24 protein-coding genes and 1 riboswitch are annotated in these 25,065 nt (G+C 35.0%); of the genes, 16 read left to right on the top strand and 8 right to left on the bottom strand.

Features of this window, described 5'->3' with window-relative positions; genetic code table 11:
• Positions 1-24 precede the first annotated feature (24 nt).
• Both ACIEHO_RS03865 and ACIEHO_RS03860 read right to left on the bottom strand, forming a co-directional pair.
• On the bottom strand, positions 25-498 hold the full coding sequence (locus ACIEHO_RS03865; RefSeq protein ID WP_406968859.1) for a hypothetical protein: 474 nt from the start codon (positions 496-498) through the stop codon (positions 25-27).
• Positions 485-994, bottom strand: coding sequence for an RNA polymerase sigma factor (locus tag ACIEHO_RS03860; protein WP_406968857.1), 510 nt, complete (start codon positions 992-994; stop codon positions 485-487). The genes ACIEHO_RS03865 and ACIEHO_RS03860 overlap by 14 nt, the downstream gene beginning before the upstream one ends.
• A gap of 266 nt (positions 995-1,260) precedes the next feature.
• On the opposite strand from ACIEHO_RS03860, the gene ACIEHO_RS03855 reads away from it, so the two are divergent.
• On the top strand, positions 1,261-2,739 hold the full coding sequence (locus ACIEHO_RS03855) for a S41 family peptidase (protein ID WP_406968855.1): 1,479 nt from the start codon (positions 1,261-1,263) through the stop codon (positions 2,737-2,739).
• Positions 2,732-3,448 carry a Dph6-related ATP pyrophosphatase gene (locus tag ACIEHO_RS03850; RefSeq protein ID WP_406968853.1) on the top strand — a complete coding sequence of 239 codons (717 nt, stop codon included), beginning with the start codon at positions 2,732-2,734 and terminating at the stop codon, positions 3,446-3,448. The genes ACIEHO_RS03855 and ACIEHO_RS03850 overlap by 8 nt, the downstream gene beginning before the upstream one ends.
• 61 nt (positions 3,449-3,509) lie before the next feature.
• Here the strand turns inward: ACIEHO_RS03850 and ACIEHO_RS03845 are convergent, their stop codons facing one another.
• The gene (locus tag ACIEHO_RS03845) at positions 3,510-5,375 is read right to left on the bottom strand and encodes a TonB-dependent receptor plug domain-containing protein (RefSeq protein WP_406968851.1); all 1,866 of its coding nucleotides are present in this window, start codon (positions 5,373-5,375) and stop codon (positions 3,510-3,512) included.
• A 66-nt stretch (positions 5,376-5,441) separates the two neighbouring features.
• Positions 5,442-5,736, bottom strand: a riboswitch (cobalamin riboswitch).
• Between the two features lie 208 nt (positions 5,737-5,944).
• Here ACIEHO_RS03845 and ACIEHO_RS03840 point away from each other — a divergent pair.
• From ACIEHO_RS03840 to ACIEHO_RS03815, 6 genes are all read left to right on the top strand, one after another.
• Positions 5,945-7,093, top strand: coding sequence for an ABC transporter substrate-binding protein (locus ACIEHO_RS03840; protein ID WP_406968849.1), 1,149 nt, complete (start codon positions 5,945-5,947; stop codon positions 7,091-7,093).
• The gene (locus tag ACIEHO_RS03835) at positions 7,094-8,125 is read left to right on the top strand and encodes a FecCD family ABC transporter permease (RefSeq protein WP_406968847.1); all 1,032 of its coding nucleotides are present in this window, start codon (positions 7,094-7,096) and stop codon (positions 8,123-8,125) included.
• Positions 8,126-8,920 carry an ABC transporter ATP-binding protein gene (locus ACIEHO_RS03830; RefSeq protein WP_406968845.1) on the top strand — a complete coding sequence of 265 codons (795 nt, stop codon included), beginning with the start codon at positions 8,126-8,128 and terminating at the stop codon, positions 8,918-8,920. It abuts the gene before it with no gap.
• A gap of 150 nt (positions 8,921-9,070) precedes the next feature.
• On the top strand, positions 9,071-10,795 hold the full coding sequence (locus tag ACIEHO_RS03825; protein WP_406968843.1) for a tetratricopeptide repeat protein: 1,725 nt from the start codon (positions 9,071-9,073) through the stop codon (positions 10,793-10,795).
• 77 nt (positions 10,796-10,872) lie between these two features.
• Positions 10,873-12,192, top strand: a complete 1,320-nt coding sequence (locus ACIEHO_RS03820; RefSeq protein ID WP_406968841.1) for a DNA recombination protein RmuC — start codon at positions 10,873-10,875, stop codon at positions 12,190-12,192.
• Between the two features lie 17 nt (positions 12,193-12,209).
• Complete coding sequence (locus tag ACIEHO_RS03815; RefSeq protein ID WP_406968839.1) at positions 12,210-12,746, top strand: acyl-CoA thioesterase; 537 nt, start codon at positions 12,210-12,212, stop codon at positions 12,744-12,746.
• A gap of 1 nt (position 12,747) precedes the next feature.
• On the opposite strand, the gene ACIEHO_RS03810 is transcribed toward ACIEHO_RS03815, so the two are convergent.
• The 3 genes from ACIEHO_RS03810 to ACIEHO_RS03800 are packed head-to-tail and all read right to left on the bottom strand — an operon-like array spanning position 12,748 to position 16,728.
• Positions 12,748-15,261, bottom strand: a complete 2,514-nt coding sequence (locus ACIEHO_RS03810) for a TonB-dependent receptor (protein ID WP_406968837.1) — start codon at positions 15,259-15,261, stop codon at positions 12,748-12,750.
• Positions 15,245-16,156, bottom strand: a complete 912-nt coding sequence (locus ACIEHO_RS03805; protein WP_406968835.1) for a FecR family protein — start codon at positions 16,154-16,156, stop codon at positions 15,245-15,247. Before ACIEHO_RS03805 ends, ACIEHO_RS03810 begins: the two co-directional genes overlap by 17 nt.
• Positions 16,157-16,203: 47 nt before the next feature.
• On the bottom strand, positions 16,204-16,728 hold the full coding sequence (locus ACIEHO_RS03800; RefSeq protein WP_406968833.1) for an RNA polymerase sigma factor: 525 nt from the start codon (positions 16,726-16,728) through the stop codon (positions 16,204-16,206).
• A gap of 107 nt (positions 16,729-16,835) precedes the next feature.
• On the opposite strand from ACIEHO_RS03800, the gene ACIEHO_RS03795 reads away from it, so the two are divergent.
• The 8 genes from ACIEHO_RS03795 (at position 16,836) to ACIEHO_RS03760 (ending at position 21,729) form a co-directional block, all read left to right on the top strand.
• Entirely contained in the window at positions 16,836-17,903 is a 1,068-nt protein-coding gene (locus tag ACIEHO_RS03795) for a hypothetical protein (RefSeq protein ID WP_406968831.1), read from the top strand.
• Positions 17,904-17,928: 25 nt separating this feature from the next.
• Entirely contained in the window at positions 17,929-18,411 is a 483-nt protein-coding gene (locus ACIEHO_RS03790; protein ID WP_406968829.1) for a hypothetical protein, read from the top strand.
• Between the two features lie 136 nt (positions 18,412-18,547).
• The gene (locus ACIEHO_RS03785; protein ID WP_406968827.1) at positions 18,548-18,925 is read left to right on the top strand and encodes an OB-fold protein; all 378 of its coding nucleotides are present in this window, start codon (positions 18,548-18,550) and stop codon (positions 18,923-18,925) included.
• A gap of 20 nt (positions 18,926-18,945) precedes the next feature.
• Positions 18,946-19,515 (top strand): T9SS type A sorting domain-containing protein, encoded by a 570-nt coding sequence (locus tag ACIEHO_RS03780; protein ID WP_406968825.1) that lies wholly within the window; start codon positions 18,946-18,948, stop codon positions 19,513-19,515.
• 25 nt (positions 19,516-19,540) lie between these two features.
• On the top strand, positions 19,541-20,389 hold the full coding sequence (locus ACIEHO_RS03775) for a DUF5777 family beta-barrel protein (RefSeq protein WP_406968823.1): 849 nt from the start codon (positions 19,541-19,543) through the stop codon (positions 20,387-20,389).
• A gap of 13 nt (positions 20,390-20,402) precedes the next feature.
• Positions 20,403-20,762 (top strand): hypothetical protein, encoded by a 360-nt coding sequence (locus ACIEHO_RS03770; RefSeq protein ID WP_406968821.1) that lies wholly within the window; start codon positions 20,403-20,405, stop codon positions 20,760-20,762.
• A 20-nt stretch (positions 20,763-20,782) separates the two neighbouring features.
• Positions 20,783-21,175: a hypothetical protein gene (locus ACIEHO_RS03765; RefSeq protein WP_406968819.1), complete on the top strand. Its 393-nt coding sequence runs from the start codon at positions 20,783-20,785 to the stop codon at positions 21,173-21,175.
• 29 nt (positions 21,176-21,204) lie between these two features.
• Complete coding sequence (locus ACIEHO_RS03760; RefSeq protein WP_406968817.1) at positions 21,205-21,729, top strand: YceI family protein; 525 nt, start codon at positions 21,205-21,207, stop codon at positions 21,727-21,729.
• A gap of 33 nt (positions 21,730-21,762) precedes the next feature.
• Here the strand turns inward: ACIEHO_RS03760 and carB are convergent, their stop codons facing one another.
• Positions 21,763-24,615 carry a carbamoyl-phosphate synthase large subunit gene (gene carB, locus ACIEHO_RS03755; protein WP_406968815.1) on the bottom strand — a complete coding sequence of 951 codons (2,853 nt, stop codon included), beginning with the start codon at positions 24,613-24,615 and terminating at the stop codon, positions 21,763-21,765.
• A 113-nt stretch (positions 24,616-24,728) separates the two neighbouring features.
• Positions 24,729-24,890 carry a 50S ribosomal protein L34 gene (rpmH, locus tag ACIEHO_RS03750; protein ID WP_406968813.1) on the bottom strand — a complete coding sequence of 54 codons (162 nt, stop codon included), beginning with the start codon at positions 24,888-24,890 and terminating at the stop codon, positions 24,729-24,731.
• Positions 24,891-25,065: the final 175 nt, after the last annotated feature.

Raw genomic sequence — 25,065 nt, 5'->3', positions numbered from 1 at the left:
AATTTCATTATTTTTTTTAATGCTCTAGTTTTTAAAAATGATACTTGTTGTGTTTTCAATCTCGTTAAGATAACCTAATGTTGAAGTACCTTTATTAACTTCATTTAAATATCCAACGGTTGAAGCGCCTTGGTTAAATTTTTCAGAAATCATTTCCATAGATTTTGAAAATTCATTGAAGGCTAATTCTGGGTCTTCATAGGTTCCTAAATTGTCACTATTTGACGATTTACTTATAAAAACCCCCAACATGATTACGGCTACGGCTGCGACACTAATCCATTTGTAATCATATTTACGTGTGGTTTTTAATGGAATGTCTTTAGTAAACTGTTCTTGTTGGTTTACCGAAAAATACGCGAACATGGGCTTGTAAACTTCTAAATGGGGTGCAACAGTGTCACTTGCAAAATAGTTTTTCAACACTTGCTCTTCCTTTAGCGTGGTTTCGCCGCTCTCGTACTTTTCAATTAGATTTTCTATATTATCTAACACCATAATTGTGTGTTTTAGTTAATTTTTCTCTTATCGTTTTTCGTGCTCTCGATAATGCTACTCGAATTGCCGTTTGGTTCATATCCAGCATTTTTGCAATCTCGTCATAATCATATTCTTCAATATCTCGTAATTGAATAATCATACGCTGTTGTTCGGGTAACTCTTCTATTATTTTGGCTACCCAGTTTACACTATCATTTAGCTCAACCTGTTTTTGTAATGCCGTTTGTTTGTCTTCGTAATTACTGTGTACCAATTTTAAATTTTGAGCTTGCTTCGATTTTAATTTATCGAAACAGTAATTCTTTGTCATCGTCATCGAAAAAGCTTCTACATTTTTATATTCTTGAATCTTTTTCTTGTTTTTCCATAATTTCAACAAAACTTCCTGCGTAGCATCTTCAGCTTCCTCGTTGGAAACCAACAAGCGTTTGGCCAGCCGGAACACCTTATCTTTAAAAGGCAAAACAATATTTAAAAACTCAGTTTGAGTCATTTTTTGGTTTGGTTTTATTAAAATAGCTTAGTTACGGCTATTTGATATTACGACGAACCACTTTCTGTTTTGTTACATACCACATAAATTTATTACCACAAAACATTAAATTATTAGTGTTTATGAGCCATAGATTCCCGTTTTCACGGGAATGACAACTTCAACTGAAACTTAAATTGAAAATTTAAGAGTGTATTTTAATTTTTTATTGAACAATAATGTAAGTAATTTTAGAGTTTTTTAGACTACATATTTTAAACTGTTATATGAAAAACTTTAAAACCCTAATTCTTCTTTTTGTCGTATTATTTGTTTCTGTAAGTTGTTTTGAAGACCAAGACGATGCACCTATTTCAACAGAAGAAATAAACGATTTTGTTTGGCGAGGCATGAACCTCTTTTATTTATATAAAGCCGATGTGCCAGATTTGGCCAATAACCGATTTTCGAGCGATGCAGAATACAATAACTATTTAAGCGGATTTCAATGGCCGGAAAACCTGTTTGAAAGCTTGATTTACGATAGAGAAAATGTAGACCGCTTTAGTTGGATTGTTGATGACTACATCGCTTTAGAACAATTTTTTGACGGCGTACTTAGTAGCAATGGTATGGAGTATCAACTTTTTAGATTTTCATCAACCAGCACCAACAGATATGGCGTAGTTACCCACGTATTACCAGGTACCAGTGCCGAAACCCAGGGAATAGAGCGGGGCGATATTTTTTACGGGATAGACGGAAACCAACTAACAACAACTAATGCTTCACAGCTTTTAAGTCAAAACAGCTATACCATTAATTTGGGAACCTACAACACAAATGGCACCGAAGAATTGAGTGACGATTCAATAGATACAACTTCAGAAGCCATTGCTTTAACCAAAGTACAATATACCGAAAACCCCATTTTAGTGAGTGATGTTTTGAATGTTAATACATCGAAAATAGCTTATTTAATGTACAACGGCTTTACAGGAACTGAACAATTCAACGCAGAGTTGAACGATGTTTTCGGTAATTTTAAAAATGCCGGGGCTACAGATTTGGTTTTAGATTTACGCTACAACCCTGGTGGTTCCGTTTACACCGCTATTGTGCTTTCCAGCTTAATTACCGGTCAATTTACAGGTGATGTATTTAGTACCGAACAGTGGAACGATGAGTTTCAAGAAGCCTATGAAAATGAAGATCCCGAGTTGCTAATCAATCGGTTTATTGACAATAATGAGGGCGCGCCACTAAATAGCCTTAATCTTTCAAAAGTATATATTTTAACATCCGGGAGAAGTGCTTCAGCTAGTGAACTGGTTATTAACTCGTTAAAACCTTACATTGACGTGGTTCAAATAGGAACCGCCACGGCCGGTAAATATCAAGCTTCAACGACACTGTACGATTCTCCTAATTTTAGGCGAGAAGGCGCCAACCCAAGTCATGCCTATGCTATGCAACCTTTAATATTTAAATCACTAAATGTCAATGGGGATACTGATTATTTTGACGGACTTACTCCAGATATTATATTAGGCGAACAAAATAACAATATGGGCATATTAGGTAATCAAAACGAACCACTTTTAGCAGAAGCTATAGCAGATATAACTGGGGCCGGGCGCTCCATAAATAAAAAAACGGAATATTTGGAAGTAACCCATGGCAGTGAAGATTTTGAACCCTTTGAAACTGGTATGTATATAAATAAAAATATTTCTGACCTCTTAAAACGTCCTGTTTTTGAATAAACATAAAACCTACTTCAACTGGAGCTCGGGCAAAGATTCTGCCTTGGCACTTTACCATTTGCTTCAAAACGAAAACTTTTTGGTAGACGAATTGGCAACCACAGTAAACAGCCATTACAATCGCGTTTCCATGCATGGACTAAGGAAAGACCTGTTGCTTGCCCAAACTAAAGCAATAAATATTCCCGCTAGTTTAATAGAATTGCCCGAAATGCCAAGCATGGAAGATTATGAAAGCATAATGAACCAAACCGTCTCCAAACTAAAAAGTGAAGGGTTTACCCACTCCGCCTTTGGCGATATTTTTTTAGAAGACCTTAAGGAGTACCGCGAAAACCAATTAGCAAAAGTGGGGTTGAAAGCCGTTTTTCCCATTTGGAAACGAAATACCAAAGAATTACTAAACGAGTTTTTAGACTTGGGTTTTAAGACCATTGTAGTTTGTGCCAACTCAAAATATTTTGATGAAGATTTTGTAGGAACCGTAATTGATGAAAACTTCATTGAAAACCTTCCCGAAGGTGTTGACCCTTGTGGTGAAAACGGTGAATTCCATACCTTTTGTTTTGATGGGCCTATTTTTAAAAATCCAATAAATTTTGCCATCGGCGAAAAAGTGTACCGAGAATACGATAATCCTAATACCGATGATTCCGTTTGTAAATCTGAAAAATATGGTATTTGGTATTGCGATTTAATTCCTATATAAAAATGCCCCCATTAAAGGAGGCATTTAAAATAAGTGGGAAGATTGGAGATGTTAATTTGTTCTACAAATTAATATTCAAACCTAAGTTTACGTTTCGTCCTTTGGTAGTATAACCCAAAATTTCAAAATAATCTTCGTTTAGTAAATTGGTTACACTTGCAAACAGCTTTACCTTTTGGTCAATTAATTTTTGGCTGAAATACAAATCCACTAAAGAAAAAGCACCTAATTCCTCGTTCATATAGGTCGCAAAGTTAGTATCGGTTCTACTACCTACATATTGATAGTTCAAAGAAGCAAAGGTGTTCTCACAAAAATCATATCCTATACTAGCATTCGCTTTATGCTTGGGTACTCTAAGGCGAACACCATCCTTTAACTCTGTAAAGGTATAATTGACATTAATCGATAGGTTTTCAACCAAGTTCATTTCAGCTTCAGCTTCCAAACCTTGCACCGTAGCATCCGTTGTAGTATTTTCATAAGCTGTGGTATAAACAACGGTATTCTCTTCTTTTCTATTGAAAAATAATCCGTTTACTCGAAAACCACTTTTAGTATTGTATTCTAAGCCAACTTCAATCGTTTTGTTTTCCTCAGGTTCTAAATCTGGGTTTGCTCCAAAAAAGCCGAACAACTGCGATAAGTTAGGCGCAATAAACGAAGTCGCATACGACCCAAAAACCTTGGCATAACCCATTTCAACAGGAATACTATACGATGGATTCAAACTATAAACAAAATGAGAACCATACTCGCTGTGATTGTTCAGTCTTCCTCCTACATTAATATTTAATCCAAAATCAGAAATATAAACGACATTCAAATAGGGGTCGGTGTTACTGAAACTTTCATCATTGGCAAAAACACTTTTGTATTCTCCATAATTTAAACCAACAACGGTGTGAAACGTTTCGTTAAAAATATATTTGTTGTATGCATCAACCAAATAGTTCTCTCCTTCGTTAACGGCACTAAAATCTGAAATGGTTTCTCGGTCTATTTTAGTGTAGGCCGCATTAACTTGAAAACTCCCATTTTTATATTTATACCGTGGAGAAACACCAACTCTTTTTTGCTGAGCCTTGTATATATCATCGGTATCTGCAAGGGTATAATTTGGTGGTGGAAATCCATCGATATCGGTTCTTAAATTATCGTAGCTTGCAAAAGCACTCAACTCAAAAGATTTACTGAATTCATACCCCAACTTTACACGGGTGTTGTTACGCGAAAATGGGTCTTTCTCTGGGTCATCTGATTTTGCTGCCGAAAGTCCATCGACATACCTATTAGCAAAACTAGCTACGTAATTAAACCTATTTAAACTACCATTAACGGTAACACTATTTGTAACATTAGAACCATTATAATTTTGGTCGTCTTGTGCTTGATTGGTGCCAACAACCGTTAAAAAACTAGCCGATATATTTTTATTAGAAGCTTTTTTTGTAACAATATTTATAACGGCGGTTGCTGCGGCATTTCCATAAAGCGTACTGGCCGCACCTTTTATGATCTCTATGAATTCAACAGTATTCAAATCCAATAATCTCAAATCAAAATCGCTGGACACAACCGATGGGTCATTTACCTGTACACCATCAATTAAAACCAAAACTTGGCGATTGTTACCGCCTCGCACATAATTTCCTAAATTTTGGCCATCTGTACTTCGGCTTCCATTAATTTCAATACCACTTTTGGTATTTATTAATTCTGAAATGGTACGCCCTTGATTGTTTTCAATTTCCTTGCTGGAAATTTTAATGACTGTTTTACCCGAATTTTCACGTTTTAGCTCAAAACGTGAATCTGAAATAACAACTTCATCCAGTTGTTCTACTTTTGTTGAATCTGCCTGATTTTGAGCAAACCCAACCATAGACATACACAGCATGCCTAAAAGACTTGTTTTTTTGTTCATTTAAATTAAAAAATTACTCGGAATCGCATGGATTTCATACGTAAACTTTTATCCCGAAAGTTCAACTTATTTGTTTTGAAAATGGCAGGTCTCCTGACTTGTTTTTATGTTACTTCACCTTCCCAGCACTTGGCCAGTGGTATTGTAGTTAATAACATCCTCTTAACGAGGTGCTGAAATGAATTCAGCATGAACTTACAGTTGCGGGAACAGTTCAAGAATGAAGAGTAACGATTTTTGATTTTTTGATTTTAGAATTTTTAATTCGTTAATCATCAACCTTAAATCATCAATCTTTTCACTTGATTCCCTTTTAATCCGTCCACGTGAAGTGTACAGAACCAAATATCGATACAAAAGTAATTTATTTATGAAAAGTGGCTCCTATTTAATCTATTTTTTCTTGTTCATTTTATAAATAAGGTAAATAAATCCGATAAGAAAATGAGCGATTATAACACCAGCTACTATATATATTGTTAAATTTGAACCGTCTCGCATAGGTATAATTTTAACCAAATTTAAACAACCACGGTATATTAAACCGTTATTATTGTTACATGGCATTTATGAAGCACTTTCTTCTTTACATAATCATTTTAATGTTAGGATATGGTTGTAAAAGCGAGCCGTCCAAACAATTGAAAGAAGACATCTTAGCCACCAACTTGAACCTAAAATACGCCAAAGGGTTTTCGGTTAAAGACTTTGGCACATATAAAATCTTAACAGTAGAAAAACCTTGGCCAGAGGCAAAAACCAATTACCGATTTGCTTTATTAAAATCGGGGTATGATGCTAAATTTTGGTCAACCGAAAAAGGACGTTTTGACGGCATCATTGAACTTCCTGTTAAAAAAATTGTGGTAACTTCAACCACCCATCTTCCGGCATTAAACCTCTTGGAAGAGACAGAAACTTTAGCTGGTTTTCCGGGTGTTGATTATATTTCATCTAAAAAATTTAGAGAGCGTGTCAATAATAAAACCATAAGGGAACTAGGAAAAAACGAAGGACTAAACACTGAAGTTTTGTTGGAATTAAACCCCAATGTTGTCATTGGTTTTGGTATTGATGGTAACAACCGTTCGCTCGAAACCATTAAAACATCAGGAGTTCCAGTAATTTTCAATGGCGATTGGGTGGAAGAATCGCCTTTGGCAAAAGCCGAATGGATTAAGTTCTTTGGCGCATTGTACAACAAAGAAAAAGAAGCCGATTCTATTTTCAACCATATTGAAAGCAATTATTTAAAAGCTAAAAAATTGGCTACTAACTTAAAAAAGAAGCCCACCGCATTAAGTGGTGCCATGCATAACGATGTTTGGTATTTACCCAACGGAACCAGCACCGAAGCCCAGCTTTTTAAAGATGCAGGAATTGACTATTTATGGAAAAATTCAAAAGGGACTGGCAGTTTAAAACTTAATTTTGAATCGGTTTTTGTGAAAGCTAAAAGTGCAGATATTTGGGTAAACCCGTCTAATTATTCCAGTTTACAAGCCTTAAAAAATGGTAATGAACACCATAGCATGTTTGATGCTTTTAAAAACAAACGAGTATATTCATTCACAAACACCACAGGAGATTCTGGTGGGGTACTATATTATGAATTGGGTATGACCCGACCCGATTTGGTACTAAAAGACCTTATTAAAATTTGTCATCCTGGTTTACTTGAAAATTACAAACCTAAGTTTTTTAAACCCCTGAAATAATTGCCTAAGCCAAATACATACAGACTTTCTTTTATTCTTTTAGTGCTCATACTGGCCGTTTGTTTTTTTGTGAATATTAGTTTAGGCTCAGTTTCCATTCCGTTAAAGGTTATTTTCAATAGCTTGATTGGAAACGCCACAGAGCCTGAAACCTGGCACCACATTGTAAAAAACTACAGGTTACCAAAAGCTTTAACTGCTATTATGGTAGGTTCTGGCCTTGGCATCTCTGGTTTACTTATGCAAACCTTATTTAGAAATCCATTAGCCGGTCCTTTTGTTTTGGGTATTAGCTCGGGTGCTAGTTTGGGTGTGGCTTTAGTTATTTTGGGGTCTAGCTTTTTTGGAGGTATTTTTGCAACACTTTTTGTTTCCAAGTGGGGTATTGTTATTGCAGCGAGTACAGGAAGTTTTTTAGTGCTATTGGCGGTTATGGCAGTATCCATAAAAGTGCGAGACACCATGGCTATTCTCATCATTGGGCTTATGTTTGCCAGTATCACCGCGGCCATTGTTAGTGTGCTTTCTTATTTTGGTTCTGCCGAACAATTACAACAGTACATTTTTTGGGGCTTTGGCAGTCTAGGTAATTTATCTTGGGAAGACCTATCTATCTTATGCTTTATTTTTGCTATTGGCATTACAGTAAGTGTTATTTCAATAAAATCTTTAAACTCATTATTGTTGGGTGAAAATTATGCCAAAAGTTTAGGGCTCAACATTCAAAAAAGTCGGCTGACCATCATTATAGCCACTAGTTTACTAGCTGGAACCATAACGGCTTTTACTGGTCCTATTGCATTTATCGGCCTGGCCATTCCGCACATCACTAGGCAAGTTTTTAACACTTCAAATCATAAAGTGCTATTACCGGCCGTTTTTTTATTTGGTGCCATTGTTATGCTTATTTGCGATGGCATCGCCCAGTTACCAAGCAGTGATTTCACTTTGCCCATCAACGCCATAACTTCGTTGGTTGGAGCTCCAGTAGTTATTTGGCTATTAATCCGAAAACGTAAAATGATATTTTAAATGACTCCAAAAGAAGAACATATCATTTTAAAAACCGAAAATCTTTCTGTTGGTTATACGTCCAAAAAGAAGACGACCGTTGTTGCTTCAAACATCCATATTGAATTAAAAAAAGGAGAACTTGTCGGGTTAATTGGTGCCAATGGCATAGGAAAATCGACACTTTTAAGGACGCTTACCAAGGTACAAAATCCGTTAGATGGATATATTTACATCAATGGAAAAGATACATCACACTATCCCCCCCTTAAACTGGCCAAGGTTTTAAGCTTAGTACTTACCGAACAAGTAGTCTCAAAAAATTTATCGGTTTTTGAATTGGTGGCTTTGGGCAGACAACCCTATACTAATTGGGTGGGAAATTTATCTGAAAAGGATATATCAATAGTTAAAAATGCTTTGCAACAAACCAATATTGAAGCATTAACAGACAAAAAATGCTTTGAACTAAGCGACGGCCAACTCCAAAAAGTAATGATTGCCCGCGCTTTGGCTCAAGATACCGAATTAATAGTCCTTGACGAACCTACCACCCATCTCGATATGTATCATAAAGCATACATTTTAAAACTCTTGCAAAAACTGGCTCAGGAAACTAATAAAACCATTCTATTTTCTTCACATGAAATTGATTTGGCTATTCAATTGTGCGATACATTAATTGTTATGGGCAACGACCAAGTGGTTTCCAACCAACCTTGCAAACTCATTGAAACAGGCGTTTTCGAAAATTTGTTTCCTAAAGATTTAATTGCTTTTGATAATAAAACAGGAAGTTTTAGGGTTAAAAAGTAGGCAAATAAAATTCTTTTGCCAAAAATTCACTATCTTTAATATCCGCTATCACCCCTGTATATCAACCTAATAAGCTTGCTATTTCAATTTTATCTCCTTAGAATTGACAACTAAAGGTTATGGTTATTTTAATAACTTAATTTTAAAATCATGAAAATTAAACTTGCCTTTCTAATAACCACAATTGTTGTCTTATTTACACTTATTTTTAAAGTATCACCCGATACAGCAATTGATTATTCAAAAAAAATTGGAGCGAACTCCATGAGCTGTACTCCTGCCAAGTTTTTGCTAAACGATGTTGATACCACAAAACAAATCGCTCCTTTATTTGAGAACTTAGGAAGCCATAGCTATAAAGTAACAACGAATAACACATTGGCCCAAAAGTTTTTTAATCAAGGGTTAAGGTTAACCTATGCCTTTAATCATGCTGAAGCACATCGCTCGTTTATGGAAGCCGCAAGGTTAGACCCAAATTGTGCCATGGCATTTTGGGGTCAGGCCTATGTTTTAGGTCCTAATATCAATGACCCATTTCCGGACGATGAACGCAAAACCAAATACAATGAGGCCATTGAAAAAGCCAAATCTTTAATCACAAAGGCTAATACAAAGGAGCGCGCTCTAATCAATGCTTTATCCCAAAGATACTCTACAAATTTGAAAACAGAAGTTGATTCATTAAACATGGCATACATGATTGCAATGGATGAAGTTGCTGAAACGTTTTCAACGGATGCAGATATTTTAACACTTTACGCTGCAGCCGTTATGAATACCGTTCCTTGGAATTACTGGGACAAGAAAGGTAATCCCTCACCTCATATTCCTGAGGCCAAAAATGCTCTAGAGCAAGCCATAAAAATAAATTCAAATCACCCAGGAGCACACCACTACTACATTCATATGGTTGAATTGCCTACGCCAGACTTAGCTGTGCCAAGTGCTGAAAAACTGGGAAGTTTAATGCCTGCAGCAGGACATATAGTGCACATGCCATCGCATATATATATTAGAGTGGGCAGGTATAAAGATGCCGTAACCGTAAATCAAAAAGCCATTTTAGCCGATGAGGATTATATTTCACAATGTTATTCACAAGGTATGTATCCGCTTGGCTATTACCCACACAATATTCATTTTTTATGGTCGGCATCGAGTTTATTAGGGGCAAGCGATATTGCTATAGAGGCGGCGAAAAAAACCGCTGAAAAAGTACCGGTAGGCGAGATGAAAGAACTTCATTTTTTACAAAATTTTGCATCAACCCCACTTTTGGCTTACACTAGATTTGGCAAATGGAATGACATTTTAACATTCCCTAAACCAAATGATGAGATAAAACATTTAAAACTTATTTGGCATTATGCCAGAGGCATTGCTTTTACGAGAAAAAACAACATCAAAGAAGCACAAGAAGAACTTGAAGCCATTGACAAACTCATCAAAGACCCAGAAATGGAAACGCTAATTGCTACTGGGTTCGATTCTGGAACTACCATAGCAAAACTGGCCTATGAAGTCGTTGCCGGGGAGATTGCCACAGCAAAAAATGATTTAGAATCGGCCATCTCCCATTTAGAAAAAGCTGTTAAAATGGAAGACTTATTAATATACAATGAACCTTCCGCTTGGCATATTCCTCCGAGGCAAAATTTAGGAGCGGTTCTTTTAAAAGCAAAAAAATATAAAGCTGCCGAGAGCATTTTTAAAGAAGATTTAGAAGTTCTTAGACAAAACGGATGGGCCTTAATGGGTTTATATAAAAGTTTAAAACTTCAAGGGAAATCAGGTGAAGCTGAAGGAGCCCTAGAAGAATTCCATGAAGCTTGGAAAGACAGCGACATAGAAATACATTCTTCAATATTGTAAATAACTTTTTCAAATTGATTTAGGATAGTGGCACTCATTATGGGCTAAAAATTTATCTTTGATATTATTTTTTCTGAATGAACGACAATCTTATTCTTATCCTATCAATTTTAATTTCGGCTGCCGTTGGCGGTTATTTAGGGATGCTTTTCACTAAATTAAAGAGCAAAAGTGAAAAAAGTACACTTGAAGAACGTCAAAATCAAATGAGATTAACCATTGATGATCTCAAACAAAATTTGAGCAAAATTGAATCTGAAAGAGAAGAAATTCGTCGTGAAAAAGACTTGTTGAATTCTGAATTGGCCACACGTAATGCAGAATACGAAAACCTTAAGCAATTAAATTTGCAACGCGATAAAGAACTGGAACAACGCCAAGAGCAATTACGAAAAGATTTTGAACTTTTAGCCAATAAAATCCTTGATGAAAAAACGAGTAAGTTTACCGAGCAGAACAAAGAAAACATCAAAAACATACTGAATCCGCTTCAAGAAAAAATAAAGACTTTTGAAGAAAAAGTGGATCTTACCCAAAAGGAAAGTATCAGTATGCATTCAGCCTTAAAGGAGCAGTTATTGGGGCTTAAAGACCTCAACCAACAAATGACCAAAGAAGCCACTAACCTTACGCGTGCTTTAAAAGGCGATAGCAAAATGCAAGGTAATTGGGGCGAATTGGTATTGGAGCGAGTCCTTGAAAAATCGGGGTTAGAAAAAGACCGTGAGTATTTTGTCCAGCAGAGCTTCACTCTGGAAAATGGTTCGCGTGTTTTGCCCGACGTGGTATTGCATCTTCCTGATGGTAAAATAATGATTATTGACTCGAAAGTATCACTTACCGATTACGAACGTTTGGTAAACGCCGAAGATGAAGAAAAAGCCCAGTTTCTAAAAGCGCACGTTAATTCTGTAAAAAAACATGTGGATCAACTATCTCAAAAAAGCTATCAGGATTTATATGATATAGAATCGCCCGACTTTGTTTTGATGTTTATCCCCATAGAGCCTGCTTTTGCAGTTGTGGTAAACGAAGATAATTCCATTTACAACAAAGCTTTTGAAAAGAATATTGTCATTGTTACACCTTCCACTCTTTTGGCAACTTTACGTACAATAGATACCATGTGGAATAATGAAAAACAACAACGAAACGCTATTGAAATTGCACGACAAGCCGGTGCCTTATACGACAAATTTGAAGGTTTAGTTATTGACTTAACTGGTGTTGGAAAGAAAATTGATGCTGCCAAAAGCGACTATTCTGCGGCCATGAACAAATTGGTTATAGGCCGAGGTAATATAGTAAGAAGCGTTGAAAAACTTAAAAAGATGGGAGCGAAAGCTAAAAAATCGTTGCCCGAAGCTATTATAAAACGATCTCAAGAAGAAGAATAAAATTTCACCCTAATATTATGTTTAAACACGCCAAAGAATCACAAGTAACAATAACACAATTAATGCTGCCTTCACACTCCAATTTTAGCGGAAAAATCCATGGAGGACATATTTTAAATTTAATGGACCAAATAGCCTTTGCTTGCGCCTCAAAACATTCCAGGAATTATTGTGTAACGGCATCGGTAAATCGTGTTGATTTTCTAAACCCCATAGAAGTTGGCGAATTGGTCACTTTAAAAGCATCCATTAATTATACGGGCAGAACCTCTATGGTAGTTGGATTGCGCATTGAATCTGAAAACGTTCAAACTGGAGATGTAAAACATTGCAATTCATCTTACTTCACCATGGTTGCCAAAGACGAAAACGGCAAAAATGTACCTGTTCCTGGCTTAATATTGGATAATGTACAAAGCGTAAGACGTTATGCCAGAAGTATTGCTCGCCAAGAGCAGGCAAAAACCAGAAGCACTAAATTCCATTCTTCAGAATTTAAAATTGAAGAACATTTAGATTTTATAAAAACTCAAAATGCGAAAATAGAACTTTAAGTTAAAAATGAATCCTAATGACCGCATTAGGCGTTATTTCTAGTGAGTATTGTTTGGTTTCAATAACACCATCACCACTTAACCTGTAAAAGTTATTGAGCTCATTTTTATTGCCCAAAACATTCCAGATTGACATACCAACCTTTGCTTTTGCTTTACCACTCAATTTAAACTTGTAAATAGCCGAAACATCTAAACGCATATAATCTTTTAAATTTGCGTCGTTAGTGGCTTGGTAGTTAATTTGGTTATTTACTATTTCATTACCCATTTGAGGTAATGTTGTTGGCTTACCTGAATGCCAATTGAAACCAGTAGAAATTTTTAAATTGGATAAGGCATAGGTTAAGCCAAAAGTCACAGTGTGAACAACATTATAATTACTCGGAAAGTAATCATCTTCTAAGGTTTTAAATAAATACCTATTATCAATGTATGAATAGCTTAGCCATGTATTAAAATTATTAAGATGCTTACGAAGTAAAAAATCAAAACCAATAGCATCATAACTTCCAATGGTCTTTAAAAATTCATATTGGTTTTGAAAACCTTGGCTTTGACTTGTAATACCGTCGACCAGCTTATAAAACCCATCTAAACCAGCCAACCAACCTTTGTTACTATAATTTAACCCAAAAGATATTTGCTTGCTTCTTAAGATAGGGATATCTTGATTATTAGATAGTTGCCACCTTCGTTTTTCTATTCCAAGAAAATCATTTTGAAAGTTAATAACCTGCGATGTGTTTTGGTTCTTAAACTCACCGAGCAGTTCTATTGAAAAATGATTAAGAAACTTATGGCTAATACTTAATCGGGGTTCCCAAATCGACTTTTTAAACTTATCAATATAATTGTACCTAAGACCCAGGTTTAAATTGGTATTTTTGCTTAAAGACAAAAGCTCTAATTGCGAAAAAACACCATGAGTTCTCAATACTTCTGAAATAAGCACCCTAAACAAAGGAACATCAACATCATCGAGATTAGTAACTTCGGTTTCAACAAAATGATAACCGCCCAAAAACTCTAAATGATTGGTTAATTTATACCTCGTTTTAAGCTTCATTCCTGTTTCAGAAACAATATTCTCCTGTAAAAATCGCTGTGAATCCAACAGATTTGCATTAATAGCCTTTAATTTATAATCGGTTTCGTAAACTTCAATTTTAGAATTCAATTTCTTATTCCAAATGCGGTTATAATGCAACGCACCTGCGATGCTATTTTGAGTTAAATTACTCTCTCGCGATTCAATATCACCATCTATTGTAGCATTTTCATTGAACTGAAGTTGATTGTGAACATTAATGAAGTTAAGTCGCAATTCTTCCTTGTCGTTTATTTTATAAATCCACCTCAAGGAGGTATCATAAAAATTAAAATCCTCATTAGTGTTAGTTATTGTAGCGGTGTTTGTCGCCACCTCTGTGTTCTGTGAAATTCTATCGAAAAAAGAGGTGTATGTAGGCGTTTCAACAAAATCGTTAATAGATTTTCTTGCGGCGACTTGTATAGAGGAAGATTTACCAATTGGTATATCTGCAAATCCACTTACATCTGTTAAATTAGCACCTATAACTCCTTTAAACTGATGACTTATAGCATGATTTGTTTGCATCATAATGGTTCCAGAAACACCATCGGTAAAACTAGCATCACTACCATTTTTGCGCAATGAAACTTTTTCTGTAATATATGGATTGTACATAGATATCAAGCCAAAAAAATGACCAGATTGATACATTTTAATGCCGTCCCAAAGTATTAAATTTTGGTCGTGGGTTCCGCCTCTAATATTAATGTTTGAGACCGTTTCATTTATGCTTTGTATTCCTGGGAATGCCTGAACTGATTGTAAAACGTCATTATCTATTAACCCTGGTAGTATATCAAAATCAGAAAAGTTTATTTCGTAAGAACCATCACTTATTTTGTTAATACCACTTGTAATATAGTTTGAAATCACCACCTTAGGCAATGACTGTAAATTAGGGGTTAAATAAATATTTGCGCATTCTTGATTTATAAACTCATTAAAAGACTTTGTTATGGTTTTATACCCTAAAAACCGTACCGTAAAGGCCTCATTTATATTTTCAATTTTAATTTGAAAATAACCTTTTTCGTCTGTAATTGTAGAACTATTTACTCCCTGAACAGTTGCCGCCGCCAACGATTGCATATTACTTTTATCCTTTACGTAACCACAAAAAAATAACTCTTTGGGTTTTATCAGCACAATAGTTTCGGTCATTTTTAAAAATGTCAACCCTGTTTTGGTTTCAAGATACAACATGACTTCCGTGAGCGACAAATCATTTGATGGAGGTATTACAAAAACGTTTTCAACGAGATCTTCTGCATAGTTAAATTGAACCCTATACTGTTTTTGCAGTGAGTCTATCACTTGAACTAACGATTCTTGTTTATGAGTAACTTGCGCATAAGTATTACATAAAACAAAAAATACTAAAATGAAAACTATATTTGTGCCTCTAAAGTTCCTTTCCATGAATAATTACCAAGTTTGAAGAACTCAATTCGTAGGTTATATTCATTGGCTGAGTTATAGCATTAAGGGCATTTTCAAGATTATCATGAGGAAATCCTCCTGTAAACAATCTGTTTTCGTCTGTATTTTCAATAGCAACTTCAATACTGTATTGTCTTTCAAGTTCAGATAACACCTCATTAATTGGAATGGCGTTAAACTCGCTCATATTATTCATCCATTTTGGTGACACATTTAAAGTATTTCCTTCGCTAAATTTACCATTGAGTATTTGGTAGGTATCTCCTGCCAACAACTTTCTAACAATAGTATCTGAGACCACTTTTACGACACCTTCAAAACACTTAACTTCAAAATAATTGTAGCGCTGCTTTACATTAAATTGAGTACCTATAACTGTCACCGTGCCACTAGAGGTTATAACATCAAAAACTTTCCCTTTAGCTACCTTAAAATAGGCTTCTCCTTTCAATTTTAAGATCCTATTGTTGGCCCAGTCTTTAGCATTATATTCTATGGATGACATGGCATTAAGCTCAATCTTGGACTTATCAGGCAGTTCTATAGAGGTTTTTTCCCTAGCTAAAGTTTCAATATAAGTGGTTGAGCTATAAAAAAATGTAAAACAAACCCCTAATGCTATTACAATAACACCGGCCATTTTTAAAAATGGTTTAAACCAACTTAATCGATTTGCACTATTTTCAGAAGACCTATATCTAGCTTTAAATGTATTAAAATCATCCAATTTGTTAAAATGAGATGCTTTAAAATGACTTGCATTCTCAATGATATATTTATTTAAGGAGGCATCATCTAGCTTATCGAAAATCTGTTTTTCGGATACAGTAAGCTCCTCATTTAACCATTTTTTTATTAAGTTTTCTCTATCCATCTATCCTTAACTTTATTATATAACAACTTAAAAATAAAATCTCCTCACTATTTTAATTTAAAACCTTCCAATTCTTTCTTTAAAATACTAAAAGCACTATATATTCTATATTCAACAACTTTTTGGGTTACCCCTAAAAACTCAGCAATCTCTTTATGTTTTTTTCCTTCAACTTTATTAAGTAAAAAAGCTACTCGCTGTTCTTTACTTAATTTTTCCAATATATATTGGTAACGCTGTAAAAATTGTTCTTTTTCTAAAAGAAACTCAGGCGTTTCGTTGTTATAACCTCTAGGTTTTTCTAAATGATATTTTAACACCACTTTTTGATGTTTTATTTCATTTAACATTAAATGATTCGCAACAGTAAACAAAAAAGATTTGGCTTTATTTAAACTTACCTTTTCACAATTGTTCCATAGTTTTATAAAGGCATCTTGCACTTTGTCAGTTGGGCTATATTGCGCTCCATACTTATAGTGTAAGAAGTTTTGCAGGTCTTGTGCATATGTATTATAAATATGCTCAAAAATCCTGTCTTCGCAAATGTTGTTATTAAGTTCTTTTGGCAAGGTTCTTATTTTTCAGGTTAAAGTTATGTAAAAAAACTTTAAAAAATTTCAGGAGTTTTTAGCCTATAGTTGTTTAATTATTAAAAGGCTCCTTAAGCTTTACAGACATGAATAAAATAATAATATTGTTTCTTAACTTATTAATTTGGACTTCATTTACTTCTTGTAGAACTGAAGAAAGCGAAATTATTGAAACTCCCGAAGAAGAGGCTCTTACCTCAAACTCAATCGTTGCTAATTTAATGCAAAAAACATCTACTAAAGATGGCTCTAACGATAATATTATTGATTTTGCCAATTGTTTCAGCATAAAACTGCCCGTTACGGTGACAGCCAATGGTCAAGAAATATCAATAAACTCTGAAGAAGATTATAAAATAATTGAATACATATTTGACGAAAATGACGACGATATAGATAGTATTAGCATTGCCTTTCCTATTACAATAATCTTATACAATTTTACCGAAGTTTCAATTAACAGCTACAGCGAACTTGTAAGTTATGCCAGTAATTGTAATGGAGAAAATGAAGCTGATGACGATATTGAGTGTCTGGATTTTAAATACCCCATAACTGCCTTTTTATATAATTCCAACAACGAAATAATTGATGCGGTAACTATAGATTCTGACAATTCCTTATACAATTTCATTAAAAACCTTGATAGCTTCGATTTAGTTACCATAGACTTCCCTTTAACCATAAACCTTTTGGACGGCACAGAAATAACAGTTAACAATTTAATCGAACTAGAAAACACCATTAATGAATATGAAGATTTTTGCGATGAAGATGATGACTTCGACTATAATGATGACGACTGCAATAATTGTAATCAAAACGACCTTATTGATTATTTAGTTAACTGTCCTGACTGGCAAGTTGATAAGCTTGAACGTTATGGTAATGATTACGATGATTATTACAAAGGCTACACCTTTAACTTTAGCACTGAGGGAACCATTTCGGTTTACTATGCGGGCGTTACAGATTATGGTACTTGGTCACTTTCAGGTACAGGTCAAGACATGATAATCACAATAAACATCCCGAATTTACCCTACTGCAACAATGATTGGATTGTACATGAAATATCCCAATATTCTGAATCAAAAATAGACCTGAGAGTTGGAAGCGACGATAGAATTAGATATGAAAATAATTGTAATTAAAATCAAACCCTAAAAACTAAAACCTATGAAAACAAAATTTATTTATGTGTTTTTAATCATGCTATGTTTCTCATTAATGTCATTTAGTTGTTCCAATGATGATGACGATATTATGACAAATGACAATAGTACTGAAATTAATGAAATAAAAAACACCATTCAAGCCAACAGTTGGACAATAACTAGTTTTGTGGATTCTGGTGCAGACGAAACAAACCACTATACAGGTTATAGCTTCACATTCAATTCAGATGGAACATTAACGGCAAGTAATGGAAGTAAAACGTACAACGGAACTTGGTCTATTACTGATGATAGCAACAGTAACGACGACAGCATTAGTAGTGATGATATTGATTTCAACATATACTTTGCATCACCAGCCATGTTTAATGACGACCTAACTGAAGACTGGGAGTTAGTTACACACAGTGCAACAAAAATTCAATTAATCCATATAAGTGGAGGTAATGGCGGTACAGACACCATAACCTTCGAAAAAAATTAAGCTAGTAGAAATACTTTTTATGAAGAAGAAAAATTTCAAAAATCAATATTACTTTCTGAGGCAAGTAACATTTTTGGTTAGCTAGCTAAACTGCTCCAGTAATAATCTACTGGGGCAGTTTAAAAACTTTAAAAAAATGAAAAAGTGGGGTACATTAATAGTAATTGTGATTATCGGCATTTTAGCCTATAACTACATATACCAAAAACATAGGAATATAAAAACCGAAAAAGCTGCATATGCATTATCAGCTATAGAAATCCGCGATGAGTTTAGTGTAAACCCTAATCAATCTGAATCAAAATACCTCAACAGAACCATAGAGATAAAGGGAGAGGTAACTGAAACATCGATTAACAGTATCACCTTAAACAATACGGTGTTCTGTCAGTTTTCAAATGAACTGGACACCTCATTAAAAATAAATTCCCAAATCACAATTAAAGGACGGTTTATTGGCTACGACGATTTGCTAGAGCAAATTAAACTAGACCAATGTTTAATAATAAATTAACTCCTAAAACAAAAGAAGCAATGAAAAAAACATTACTATTACTCGTATTTACTGCGCTTGGCCTTCAAGCGCAAACCACGCACGATCTTAACTGGGAGGTAGGAGTTGGCAGTAACGTCGATTTAACCATAACTGTTGGAGATATTGTTAGATGGACATGGACAGACAGCCAACCGCATACTGTTGAAAGCGAAGCGGGAAGTACCGAAAGTTTTGACAGTGGCACCTTAACGGGAAACGGCTCTACGTTTTCCTATCAGTTTGACCTGGTGGGCACAAACCCTTATTTTTGCGGCATACACCCTGCCATGAGAGGCACTATTACAGTTGAAGAAGGATTGAGTATTGACGAAGTTGCAAATAATGATTTTTCAATTTTACCCAATCCTGCTAGAACTCAAATCTTTTTAAAACTTCCGAGTGGTGTAAACCCTGAATTGATTTCTGTTTACAACTTGGTAGGGCAAGAAGTTTTTTCAATTGGAAAAATCGAAAATTCAATTGATATATCTAGCTTAAACAAGGGGCTATATTTTCTTAGTATCAGGTCCGAAACATTAAACCACACTAAACGATTTATAAAACTATAAAAACAACTACTCAAAATTAATTAATATGAAACACCTACTTTTCTTTATTTTATTCACTCCTTTATTAACTTATTCGCAAGATGACCTATTGGATGAAATCGATATTGACTCAACAGGAGTAGAATATGTTGATGCTACGTTTAAGGGCTTAAAAATTGTAAATTTTGAGTCAACAAAACTAGTAGCTAAAAACAATTTTACGTTTATTGTTGCGCATCGCTTCGGAAGTTTAAAAAATGGGGTTGACAGCTTTTTCGGGTTAGATGATGCGGTGACGCGACTAAATTTCATTTTCGGGATTTCTGATGGTTTAAACGTTAGTTTTTCCAGAAGTTCTTTTCAAAAAATCTACGAAGCAGCAGCTAAATATAGAATAGTAAGACAAAAAAATAATGGGTTTCCTTTTACGGTAGTGGGTTACAATTCTATTTTAGTTAATACAGGGTATGAAAAAGATAATTTACCGCTTCTGGAATTTAAGCACCGAGTAGGATATACAGCACAAGTACTAATTTCCAGAAAAATAACCAGTGATTTATCAATAGAGTTAGCACCAACTTTCTTTCATGATAATTATGTTGTAATAAATGAACAGGATAATTCACAATACGCTTTGGGTATTGGAGGACGTTATAAAATAAGCAAACGTATGTCGCTAAACATAGATTACGGGTGGCATTTAAATAGAGCGGATAACTCCCCTTTTAAAAACCCATTGTCTGTTGGTGTTGATATAGAAACTGGAGGGCACGTATTCCAAATGCACTTTACCAACGTACAAGGCATGAACACCAATTCTTTTCTGGGTCAAGGCTCCGGAGACTGGAGTGATGGCAATATTTATTTTGGTTTTAACCTAAGTAGAACATTTTAACCCCCTTTATACTATGAAAAATCTTATTTTAATCTTGTTTTTACCCTTAATACTTTTCAATTGTACTAACGCCAGCGAGGATGATTTGGTAGATGCCACCCCTTTACCTACAATTATTACTTATACTAATGATGTAAAACCAATTATAGATAACAACTGTTTAGATTGCCATGGCAATCCAACCAATAATGGTGCCAGTATATCGTTGGTTACTTATGATAATGTAAAATCTGCCATTCAAAACAATAACCTAATAAGTAAAATTAATGGTGAGGGTCCGGGAGGACAAATGCCTTTAGGAAGACCTAAATTACCTCAAAACTCTATCGATATTATCGAAAAATGGGAAACTGATGGATTCCAAGAAAACTAATAATTTAAAAATTTTAAAACATGAAAACTTTAAGAATACTTTTTTTACTTATCCTTTGCGGATTATTATTTAACTGTTCCAGTAGTAGCAATGATGACGATTATAACACACCTGACCCTGACCCCACTCCTACACCGGATCCAGACCCAACACCTATGGATGAAGTAACCTACGATGCAGATATAAAAAGCATTATAAGCAATAACTGCTTACAATGCCATGGCAGCCCGACAACAAATAACGCACCTATGTCATTAACCACCTATGCTCAGGTAAAAAATAATGTTGATAACATAATTAGCCGAATTAATAGTTCAACAAACCCAATGCCTCCGTCTCCTAATAGTCCTTTGTCGGCTAGTGAGAAAAGCTTAATTCAACAATGGAAAGATGACGGATTATTAGAAAATTAAATAAAATTAAAGCCGTTAAATAAAATACTATGAGAACTTTATTTTTTTACATCATTGTATGCTTTACGCTACATACCTATTCCCAAAGTAAATATATTACCAAATCTGGAAGTGTTAGTTTTGAAGCCTCAGTGCCTTCGTTTGAGGAAGTGAAAGCAGTAAACAATTCTGTAACGGCAATCACCAATATTGAAAACAACGAATTTGCCGCATTAGTGCTCGTAAAAGGCTTTCGCTTTAAAAACGCACTTATGGAAGAGCACTTTAATGAAAATTATGCCGAATCTAGCACCTACCCAAAAGCCACTTTTAAAGGTAAAATAATTCAAAAAAATAACAAGAATGAAATTGAAGGTGAATTAACTTTTCACGGTAAATCTAAATACATTAAAGGTATTCCCATAACTTATATCAAGAAAGATAAGTATATTGAAATAGCAGGTCATTTTACAGTAAGTGTTTCTGATTTTGACATAAAAATTCCGAAAATAGTTCAAAACAAGGTTTCTGAAAGTGTTAATATTACCTTTGTTTTTGACCTCGAGTCAAAATAAAAAAAGCCGCAAACTGCGGCTTTTTTTTATTTACTACTTACTCAAGTACATTTTTCGTCTGGAGTACAAATCGTAAAATTGGTCATCCTTTAGGCTATCTATAAACAAGATGCTTTCTCCTGTACTCTTCATTTCTGGTCCTAATGTTTTATCTACATTCGGAAATTTATTAAAAGAGAATACAGGCTGCTTGATGGCATATCCCTCTAATTTTGGGTTGAAAGTAAAGTCTTTTACTTTTTTCTCACCAAGCATCAATTTAGTAGCGTAATTTACATACGGTTCTCCGTAGGCCTTAGCAATAAACGGCACTGTTCTCGATGCTCTTGGGTTTGCTTCAATAATGTAAACTGTATCATCTTTAATTGCAAACTGAATATTTATCAAACCAACTGTATTAAGTGCCAAAGCAATCTTTTTGGTATGGTCTTTAATTTGCTGCATCACAAACTCGCCCAAATTGAACGGTGGCAACGTAGAGTTACTATCGCCCGAGTGGATACCACATGGCTCGATATGCTCCATAATACCTATGATGTAAACCTCCTCACCATCACAAATGGCATCCGCTTCTGCTTCAATAGCGCCTTCTAAATAATGGTCTAACAACAATTTATTATTAGGAATGCTGTGCAATAAACTCACAACGTGCTTTTCCAGCTCTTTTTCGTTAATTACAATTTTCATCCCTTGTCCACCCAATACATAAGATGGCCTTACTAGTATTGGAAAGTCTAACTCTTTTGCTACTTCCAACGCTTCGTCGGCAGTTTCGGCAGTATCAAATCGAGGGTATGGAATATTGTTTTCCTTTAATAAAGTAGAGAAACTTCCACGGTCTTCAGCTAAATCTAACGACTTGAAGCTTGTTCCGATGATTTTTATACCGTAACGATCTAATTTTTCGGCAAGTTTTAATGCCGTTTGCCCACCAAGTTGTACGATAACACCTTCTGGTTTTTCATGCTTAATAATATCGTAAATGTGTTCCCAAAAAACAGGTTCGAAATACAGTTTGTCAGCTGTATCAAAATCGGTTGAAACCGTTTCGGGGTTACAGTTTATCATAATAGTTTCGTAACCACATTCGGCCGCAGCCAATACACCGTGAACACAACAATAATCGAACTCGATACCTTGTCCAATTCTATTTGGCCCTGAACCTAAAACGATAATCTTTTTCTTATCGGTTACCACACTTTCGTTATCCGCATAACGGTTACCATCAGCCGTCTCCATATCGCTTTCAAAAGTAGAATAGTAGTACGGTGTTTTGGCCTCAAATTCTGCCGCACAAGTATCAACCAGCTTATAAACTCGGTTAATCCCTAATTCCTCCCTTTTATTGTAAACTTGACTTTCTAAACATTTTAGCATGTGAGCTATTTGTCTATCCCCATACCCCTTTTGTTTCGCCTCAAGCAAAAGTTCTTTTTCAATCGTATCGATATTGAACGTTGAAATTTCTTTTTCAAGGAAATACAGCTCTTCATATTGTCTTAAGAACCACATGTCTATCTTGGTGATTTCGTAGATTCTGCTTAACGGAATTCCCATTTTTATGGCATCGTAAATAATAAATACACGATCCCACGACGCAAATGTCAACTTTTCTATAATTTGTTCATAATTAGTATTTTCCTTACCGTCGGCACCTAAACCATTACGCTTAATTTCTAAAGATTGCGTGGCTTTGTGCAAGGCCTCCTGGAATGAACGCCCTATACCCATCACCTCTCCTACGGCCTTCATTTGAAGCCCTAAAGTACGATCAGACCCTTCAAATTTATCAAAGTTCCAACGTGGTATTTTAACAATCACATAATCTAAAGTAGGCTCGAACAAGGCCGAAGTAGATTTTGTGATTTGATTGTTTAATTCATCTAAATGGTAACCCAATGCTAATTTTGCAGCAATTTTTGCGATAGGATACCCCGTTGCTTTACTCGCTAATGCCGAAGAACGTGATACACGTGGGTTAATTTCAATGGCAATAATATCTTCTTTTTCATCTGGAGATACAGCAAATTGCACGTTACAACCTCCGGCAAAATCACCAATACTACGCATCATGTGTATGGCCATATCACGCATACGTTGATATGTTCTATCACTTAAAGTCATGGCTGGTGCTACCGTAATGGAGTCTCCCGTATGGATTCCCATAGGGTCCATATTTTCAATAGAACAAATAATAACCACATTATCGTTGGCATCCCTAAGAAGCTCTAACTCGTATTCTTTCCAGCCTAGTAATGCTTTATCTATCATCACCTCATGTATAGGTGAAATCTCCAAACCATGGCGCAATAACTTGTCGAAATCCTTTTCATCATAAACTATCGCGGCACCAGCTCCACCTAAGGTGAAAGATGAACGGATACACAACGGAAAACCAAACTCTTGTGCTATTTCTTTTCCTTTTAAGAAAGAAGTAGCCGTAGCTTGTGGCGCCATAGCCACACCTATTTTTTCCATTAAATTTCTAAACTGCTCTCTGTCTTCAGTAATATTAATGGCATCAATATCAACCCCTATAAGTTCTACTCCAAAATCTTCCCAAATACCTTTTTCGTCAGCTTCAATAGCCAAGTTTAGAGCCGTTTGCCCACCCATGGTTGGTAAAACAGCATCAATTTGAGGATGCTCTTTTAAAATTTTAATTAGTGATTTAGTAGTTAACGGTAACAAATAAATATGATCGGCCATGGAGGGGTCGGTCATAATTGTTGCTGGGTTAGAATTTATCAAAATAGTTTCTACTCCATCCTCTCTTAACGACCTTAAGGCTTGAGATCCTGAATAATCAAACTCACAAGCTTGTCCGATAACAATAGGTCCCGAACCAATAATTAAAATAGATTTTAGTTTTGAATTTTTTGGCATTTTCTTCTGGTTATATGTTGTATTTCAAATCGTTGCAAAAATAGTGATACCTAGGTATAAAAAAAGGCGTTACACTTAAGTAACACCTTTTAATTATGAACAATTGTTAATCATTATTTCTTATGTCTAACTTCAGATGACACAGATAATCTTTTTCTACCTTTAGCTCTTCTACGTGCTAAAACTTTTCTACCGTTAGCAGAAGCCATTCTTTCTCTAAAACCGTGCTTGTTTCTTCTTTTTCTTTTAGAAGGCTGAAATGTTCTTTTACTCATTATCTTGTATCTTTAAAATCTGAATAGTAATTTTTAACTTTAGGCTTTCCTAAAAACCGAGGGCAAATATACAAAGCCTTTATAACTTTGCAAACCTTTTTTAAAAATATTATTGAAAATATTCTATAAAACAACCCACCTCCCCCGACACCAGTATTTAAGTGTCATGAGGCAA

Origin of the sequence: Flavisericum labens (assembly GCF_045446075.1) — a bacterium.
GTDB classification, from domain to species: domain Bacteria; phylum Bacteroidota; class Bacteroidia; order Flavobacteriales; family Flavobacteriaceae; genus Flavisericum; species Flavisericum labens.
This window is presented reverse-complemented; position numbering and strand designations above follow the sequence as displayed.

Excerpts from the sequence above, each read along its gene's own strand:
- ACIEHO_RS03865 (WP_406968859.1), bottom strand. The coding sequence starts at position 498 with ATGGTGTTAGATAATATAGAAAATCTAATTGAAAAGTACGAGAGCGGC.
- ACIEHO_RS03860 (WP_406968857.1), bottom strand. The coding sequence starts at position 994 with ATGACTCAAACTGAGTTTTTAAATATTGTTTTGCCTTTTAAAGATAAG.
- ACIEHO_RS03855 (WP_406968855.1), top strand. The coding sequence starts at position 1,261 with ATGAAAAACTTTAAAACCCTAATTCTTCTTTTTGTCGTATTATTTGTT.
- ACIEHO_RS03845 (WP_406968851.1), bottom strand. The coding sequence starts at position 5,375 with ATGAACAAAAAAACAAGTCTTTTAGGCATGCTGTGTATGTCTATGGTT.
- ACIEHO_RS03840 (WP_406968849.1), top strand. The coding sequence starts at position 5,945 with ATGAAGCACTTTCTTCTTTACATAATCATTTTAATGTTAGGATATGGT.
- ACIEHO_RS03830 (WP_406968845.1), top strand. The coding sequence starts at position 8,126 with ATGACTCCAAAAGAAGAACATATCATTTTAAAAACCGAAAATCTTTCT.
- ACIEHO_RS03825 (WP_406968843.1), top strand. The coding sequence starts at position 9,071 with ATGAAAATTAAACTTGCCTTTCTAATAACCACAATTGTTGTCTTATTT.
- ACIEHO_RS03820 (WP_406968841.1), top strand. The coding sequence starts at position 10,873 with ATGAACGACAATCTTATTCTTATCCTATCAATTTTAATTTCGGCTGCC.
- ACIEHO_RS03815 (WP_406968839.1), top strand. The coding sequence starts at position 12,210 with ATGTTTAAACACGCCAAAGAATCACAAGTAACAATAACACAATTAATG.
- ACIEHO_RS03810 (WP_406968837.1), bottom strand. The coding sequence starts at position 15,261 with ATGGAAAGGAACTTTAGAGGCACAAATATAGTTTTCATTTTAGTATTT.
- ACIEHO_RS03805 (WP_406968835.1), bottom strand. The coding sequence starts at position 16,156 with ATGGATAGAGAAAACTTAATAAAAAAATGGTTAAATGAGGAGCTTACT.
- ACIEHO_RS03795 (WP_406968831.1), top strand. The coding sequence starts at position 16,836 with ATGAATAAAATAATAATATTGTTTCTTAACTTATTAATTTGGACTTCA.
- ACIEHO_RS03790 (WP_406968829.1), top strand. The coding sequence starts at position 17,929 with ATGAAAACAAAATTTATTTATGTGTTTTTAATCATGCTATGTTTCTCA.
- ACIEHO_RS03785 (WP_406968827.1), top strand. The coding sequence starts at position 18,548 with ATGAAAAAGTGGGGTACATTAATAGTAATTGTGATTATCGGCATTTTA.
- ACIEHO_RS03780 (WP_406968825.1), top strand. The coding sequence starts at position 18,946 with ATGAAAAAAACATTACTATTACTCGTATTTACTGCGCTTGGCCTTCAA.
- ACIEHO_RS03775 (WP_406968823.1), top strand. The coding sequence starts at position 19,541 with ATGAAACACCTACTTTTCTTTATTTTATTCACTCCTTTATTAACTTAT.
- ACIEHO_RS03770 (WP_406968821.1), top strand. The coding sequence starts at position 20,403 with ATGAAAAATCTTATTTTAATCTTGTTTTTACCCTTAATACTTTTCAAT.
- ACIEHO_RS03765 (WP_406968819.1), top strand. The coding sequence starts at position 20,783 with ATGAAAACTTTAAGAATACTTTTTTTACTTATCCTTTGCGGATTATTA.
- ACIEHO_RS03760 (WP_406968817.1), top strand. The coding sequence starts at position 21,205 with ATGAGAACTTTATTTTTTTACATCATTGTATGCTTTACGCTACATACC.
- carB (WP_406968815.1), bottom strand. The coding sequence starts at position 24,615 with ATGCCAAAAAATTCAAAACTAAAATCTATTTTAATTATTGGTTCGGGA.
- rpmH (WP_406968813.1), bottom strand. The coding sequence starts at position 24,890 with ATGAGTAAAAGAACATTTCAGCCTTCTAAAAGAAAAAGAAGAAACAAG.